The following is a 1,491-nucleotide window of genomic DNA, read 5'->3' on the forward strand; positions in this document are numbered from 1 at the left end:
AAAAAAACATTTATCACAGGCATTAACTCCTTGCAACTCCTATATCTCCTTTATTTTTTCTTATCCCTTATCCCGAATTGACGTAACTTAGGTGATAAAGGAGCAATTGAAGTAGTTAAACTCCCCCTTACGAAGCTTGCAATAAAGATTAATAAGATAGGTGATGAAGGTATGCAGGCAATAATAGCTAACCTCCAGAATCTTAGCGAGCTAGATATGTCGTGTAATGATATAACTGATGCAGTAATAGATGAAATAGTTGCAAGTGTCCCGGAGAAGATTACTAAACTCGATTTAAAAAGGAACCCTAATATATCTTATAGCGGAATAGAGAAATTAGCTGTAATAAAAAACACTAATATTATCATCTCTGATAGTGATGATATTGAAGAGCTATTCTTGAAGTTCCTACGATGTGGTAATATTACGTCCGAAAGCATTAAAAATATAGTGTTTGAAATAGCCAGAATGTATAGTCCGTATAATAACGCCCCCTTATACAACATATAATAAACTCTCCAGAAAAATACCCCTTTGCTATAAACTCACGAGACAATGGAGGACACTCACTATTAAGTTTTTATAATCTTTTCTATCCTGAGATGCAACCGTTTCTTTTTCAGCACGGTGCAGTACCAGATACAGAGCAAAAACAAGATAGGCTTAAGACATTAGCACTAGATACACAGTCCGTTCATACAACAGAAGCAGTAAAATTAGTGAATTTTATTACTGATAATTTATTTAAAGCTTATGGGAATATAGAAAATAAACAACAGTTGCTAGTAAAAGCAGAAGAATATCAGGCAGGATTAACTAAATTGGATCAAGTTTATCAAAATTCAATAAAATTAAAATTACTTAGCTTGTCTGATGGTGCTAAGCGTGACACCATGAAAAATACGTTAGCGGCAAATCAACCTACACCAAGTGATCAAGACTATGTTGCTACCGTAATCGAGAAAGCTAAGATAGCACTAACAACAATATACCTAGGCAAAACAAATGGTCACTATAATCAAGGATATCCTACCCATAAAATGAAATATGGTGATGGTCATAAAATAACTATTCCCCAATCTTTGGGACTTGTTAAATCATTAATAGATACTATGGAGATTCCAGTTGCTGAAAAACTGGAGCTGTTGGTAACATTAATGAGACAAAATCCAGAATTAGTTGAAAGTAAACTGGGAATAATACAAGATAAATTAAACATAGATGTTCCACCAACAATATTAGTAGATTCTACAAAATGTCATAAATTCTTAGCAAGCAGTCCTGTTATAAAAAAGACTCCTCAGATAATAGGTGATTTGTTTAATAGTATTAGTGATTTAGATATAGACCAAACCTGGAGAGAGCAAAAAGCATTTATTGTAGCAGAAAACATCTACATTGCTGCAACTGCATATATGGTGGTCTCCTTTGTCTAGACAAAAATTTAGCAATTTAGAGATATAATTCCCATGAAATTATTATTGTCACTAT

At 33.1% G+C, this 1,491-nt stretch carries 2 protein-coding genes; both read left to right on the forward strand.

Annotated elements, in window-relative coordinates; translation table 11 throughout:
• Positions 1-105 precede the first annotated feature (105 nt).
• Entirely contained in the window at positions 106-510 is a 405-nt protein-coding gene (locus tag RiCNE_RS06945; RefSeq protein ID WP_275656757.1) for a hypothetical protein, read from the forward strand.
• A gap of 92 nt (positions 511-602) precedes the next feature.
• A complete protein-coding gene (locus tag RiCNE_RS06950; protein ID WP_094649824.1) occupies positions 603-1,436 on the forward strand; it encodes a hypothetical protein in 834 nt (277 codons plus the stop codon).
• Positions 1,437-1,491: the final 55 nt, after the last annotated feature.

Source organism: Rickettsia endosymbiont of Culicoides newsteadi (assembly GCF_002259525.1).
Taxonomy (GTDB): Bacteria; Pseudomonadota; Alphaproteobacteria; order Rickettsiales; family Rickettsiaceae; genus Tisiphia.